Source organism: Vibrio owensii CAIM 1854 = LMG 25443 (genome assembly GCF_000817815.1).
Taxonomy (GTDB): domain Bacteria; phylum Pseudomonadota; class Gammaproteobacteria; order Enterobacterales; family Vibrionaceae; genus Vibrio; species Vibrio owensii.
Map to the genome: position 1 here is coordinate 1 of NZ_JPRD01000076.1, position 4,857 is coordinate 4,857.

3 protein-coding genes are annotated in these 4,857 nt (G+C 44.3%); all 3 read right to left on the minus strand.

Annotated features, from left to right (window positions below):
• Window positions 1–674: 674 nt before the first annotated feature.
• Complete coding sequence (locus H735_RS28250) at window positions 675–2,810, minus strand: lysine decarboxylase CadA (RefSeq protein ID WP_005451159.1); 2,136 nt, start codon at window positions 2,808–2,810, stop codon at window positions 675–677.
• Between the two features lie 116 nt (window positions 2,811–2,926).
• Entirely contained in the window at window positions 2,927–4,270 is a 1,344-nt protein-coding gene (gene cadB / locus H735_RS28255) for a cadaverine/lysine antiporter (protein WP_005434864.1), read from the minus strand.
• Between the two features lie 396 nt (window positions 4,271–4,666).
• Window positions 4,667–4,857: hypothetical protein (locus H735_RS31795; protein ID WP_238320698.1), on the minus strand; the 191-nt coding region annotated here is incomplete at its 5' end.

Here is a 4,857-nt window from a genome sequence, read left to right on the forward strand (position 1 = left end):
GCCCACACAGATTGATAGGTTCTTATTTTTAAAGAGCTTTTCTAACATTTTCAGCAACTTAGTTGCTCGTCGTTAGGGGTGCGTATCTTACTTCACACCGTGAGAGAGTCAAGCATTTTTTTCAAATTCTTTTTTCTCTCTTCCCGACTCGCTGTGTGACTTTCGTCTCACTCCGTGTCGGTGGATGCGCAGTATAGGGGGTTGAGAAATTAGCACAAGCGTTTTTTGCAAAAAAACTTTCAACCGCGCAAATAACAAGCATTCTGCATAGATACTCAACGATCTTGTCTAATATTTCGGGTTGCAGAGGATCTTTTCATGATGAAACACCTGACTTCTGCATTAAAAGATCGCCTATTTCTTTGTGATTTCGGTTGCTGATCTTATCTCTCTTGGTTCTTTTTTCTCTTTCTACCTATATAAAGATGAAAAAAAAGAGCAGAACGATGACGAACTGCTCTTTTGGTCTTTGCTTTTTATTTGGGGTACTTCAGGTGAAGTCTTGGAAAAGTGTTTCTTCTATATATAGAAGAAAAGATCAGAGCATCCTTGCCCTTCTCTTTACGACAGATTAGTTAGGGGTATATCTAAATGTCGTTATTGTTCGATGACGCATTGAGCTCGTAAGAGTGGAGCATGCTTGCATTCCCAATGACGTCATCTTCGAGAGGAACTTAGTTCTTCAATACTTTTACGGTGTAGCTACCATCTTTTTGTTGGTATAGACCGTGGATGTCGGTTTCGAAACCTGGGTAATGCGCACCGATCTCACAAAGCATCTCTAGGAAGTCCAGCACAGGGCGAGACTCTTGAGTCACCATTTCACCAGGAAGTACTAGTGGCACACCTGGAGGGTAAGGAAGGATCATGTTCGCACTTACGCGACCAACCATTTCTTCCAGTTTGATTTCTTCTACGTTACCGCGAAGCTCTTCTTGCCATGCTGCGTGTGGTGTTACTTTCATTTCTGGAAGAACATCGAACGCTTTGTACATTAGCTCTGGTAGGTTGTATTTCTTAGTTAGGTCATGAATTGCTTGTGCTAGTTCTTGAACGCGCATGCCTTCATAAAAGCTTGGATCTTCGTTGTATAGCGAAGGTAGGAAGCTCTTAATGGTTAGGTTCAAGTCGTAGCCACGTTTAAATTCAGTTAGACCGCGTAGCAATTGCATTGCTTTTGATTTGTCGATACCGATTGAGAATAGGAACAACAAGTTGTATGGACCTGTTTTCTCTACCACGATGCCGCGCTCGTCTAGGAATTTAGCCACCAGCGAAGCAGGAATACCTGATTCTTCTAGTTCGCCTTCTTTATTCATCCCTGGAGTCAGTAGCGTTACTTTGATTGGGTCAAGATACATGTGGTTATCATCCATGTTCTTGAAGCCGTGCCATGTGTCGCTAGGGTCTAGTTTCCAACATTCTGTGGTATCGATGTTTTCTGGTTGCCATACATCGAAGAACCAGCTGTCGCTTTCTGCTTCTAGACGTTTGATCTCTTTACGGAAGCGGATTGCGCGATCGATAGAGTCTTGCATCAACTTCTTACCAGTGTTGCCGCGCATCATTGCCGCTGCAGTTTCAGTAGAAGCAACAATGCCGTACTGAGGTGAAGTTGAAGTGTGCATCATGAAGGCTTCGTTGAAAGATTCTTTATCAAAGTCACCTTTCACGTGAATCATTGAAGCTTGTGAGAATGCCGCCAACAGTTTGTGTGTTGATTGTGTCTCGTAGAACACTTTGCCTGGCATCGCTTCACCACTCATACCACATTTACCTTCGTAAATTGGGTTGAAGTTAGTGTAAGGCACCCAAGCACTGTCGAAGTGGATGTGTTTACAATCTAGCGACTCTTTGATGAATTGCGTGTTGTACAGCAGACCATCGTAAGTTGAGTTAGTCACTACTGCGTAAGTTGGTGCTGTTGCACCTGGTGTTTTCGCCACTTTCTCTGCAATGACATCGCGGCTGAATTCGCTTTGTGGAATACCACCAAGGATGCCGTATGCGTTACGAGTTGGGCGGAAGTAGATTGGTGTCACGTCGCTCATCATCATTAGGTGAGTCAGAGATTTGTGACAGTTACGGTCAATCAGTACTGTGCTGCCCGCAGGTGCTGAGTACATGCCAACAATTTTGTTCGATGTAGACGTACCGTTCGTTACGATGTACGAGCTGTCTGCATTGAATGTACGTGCGATGTATTCTTCTGCATCTTTATGTGGACCTGAGTGGTCTAGTAGAGAACCTAGTTCAGGCATTGAAATTGATACGTCCGCTTTGAATGTGTTTGGACCGTAAAAATCGTAGAAGATGCTACCAGCAGGGCTTTTCTGGAATGCAGTACCGCCCATGTGACCTGGAGTACAGAAGGTGTATTTACCTTCTTCTACGTATTTGAATAGCGCTTTAGTGAATGGAGGCATGATGGCATCTTTGTATGCCTCAGTCGCTTGGTTGATTTTGATAGCGATGTCGTCAGCCATACCTAAAGCGTACTCGAAGAAGCTCACGTTTAGACGTAGGTCTGTTAGTGAAATGTCTAGAGTAGACTGTTCGTTAGCAAATGCGTGAACAGGCAGTTTTTCGTTGATTTGGCTGATACGTTCACATAGCTCAAGTGAGTATTTATCCCAGTCGAACAGCACACCGCAAATGCGTGGGTTCATCTCAATCATTTTGATCAAGTCTTTATCATCTACTGGGTAAACCACTTCGTAGCCCGCTTTCTCAAGAGCAGCGTGAAGTTGACGAACTGGCTCTTCTTTAAAGAACACACCCATGTGGTTCAAGATAGCGAATATATTCATTTGGACATCTCCAAGGCGAATGAGGACGCTCTTTGCCATTTACAGGCAATGAGTAAGGTGAGCGCCGCGTGAATTTGGGTTTATGGGCTGGCACCGTAGTGCCAGCGTTTTGGGGATTAGTTGCTTGCTTGGGCAGGCATGTCGTCAGCGTGCATTTTCACGTACTGAGCAAGACCTGCTTTTTTGCTGTAGAACATCAAGATAACTAGAGAAACGATGAAGGTTGCTGTTAGCGTACCGCCCTCTGCACCCGCTAGTGCGATGAAGCAGAACAGACAAGCCACACCAGAGAACAGCATTACGAAGCCGTTACGTGTTGTCATACCTTCGAAGCGAATCAAGTTAATGCTTGAGTAGAAGTAAGGCAGCATAGTTAGTAGAACTGCGTCAGTCGTTAGCTGGTTGAACAGGTCTGATGCGTGTGCTGTTTTAGAGCTGAAGAACATCAGTACAACCATTAACGCAGTCATCTTGATTGACGCAAGGATTAGACCTTTCTTAGGCACACCGTTTTTATCAGTTTCACCGTAGATTTTAGGGAAGTTGCCGTCGTTTGCTGCGCGTTTACCCGCTTCACCTACTAGCATCATCCAAGAACCTAGCGAAGTGAAACATGCTAGTGCTGTAAATGCTGATACGAATGGCGCTGTCCAGCTACCGAATAGCTCAGTTGTTGCTAGTGCAAATGGCGCACCTGATGCCGCAACTTCTGACGCAGGGAACATGCCGCTGATCATTTGAGTTGATAGGATGTAAATCACACCTGCGATACCAGTACCCAACATAGTTGCTAGTGGTACAGTACGTTTAGGGTTTTCTACCATACCAGTCGATACCGCTGCTGATTCCACACCTACGAATGACCATAGACAGATAAGAACCGCTGTTACTACCGCGTGGCTGTCAGTACCTGCTGATACGTTCCAGTTTTGGCTGTAAAGCGCAGTATCGAAGTGCGTCCAACCAAATGCGGCTGTACCAACAACTGGGATAAGGATAAGAACTAGACCAAGCGTACATAGACGGCTTACCCAGCTACCACCAAGTAGGTTGACGAAAGTGAAGATCCATACCGATGCAATCGTCGCAATACCTGCTGGGATTGGGTTATTAAGCACAGGGAAGAATACTGAAAGGTAAGAAACACCTGTAATGGCAATAGCCAGGTTACCAATCCAGTTCGCGTGGTAATAAAGAACGCCCGTTTGGAAACCAAATACCGGAGACACTTCGCCAGCATAAGCGATAGGACCACCTTCTTGTGGGTTTTTGGTTGCCAGACGAGCGTAAACGAACGCCAGACTCAGTGCACCGACCAAACAGATCAGCCAACTGAAGATTGAAACAGAGCCTACAGAGGCAAGACTAGAAGGTAATAGTGCAATACCACTACCCATCATGTTACCGGCTACGACCCCCGTACAGGCAATAAGGCCGATTTTTTTCGCATTCGATGACATAACATCTCCAAATCTATTCTACTCGAGTCAACATGACTCAAACTGAATGGTTATTAGCGAGATGCTATGAGGAAGAACCTGCTCGACCTTGCTAAATTTCGAAGTGAAGACTACGCCCAAAAACTGGGAAAAAAATAAACTTGGGGTTATCAATAAAACAATTAGCCCATCGGTATAAAGTTGAGATAAACCTGATAAACTAAAAAACATAAAGCCAGCATATACAGTAACTTAAGATAAAAAACTAAAGCACTCATGTCGAAAAGCTAAAAACATCAACCTCAACAAATTTTCCATCAACCTTATCAACCGCTATCAACATCAAGCTAACCCTATCCTGATTACCCGAACTGTTGATGCAGACTTTTCCTACCCTTATTGACCAATTGACTTACATCAAACTTCCCCTCCTCTTTTACTCAGCGATGCATAAGTACAAGCGTTATTACACATAAACAACTGCATATTTGTGATCGGTTTTAAACACGCAAGGCTAAGGCCGAAACCCAAAAGTTCGATATGAAGCGGCACTAAGACTGGAAGTAAGAAGCAGAATGCCAAGGTGGTGAGAATAGAGAATAGAGAAT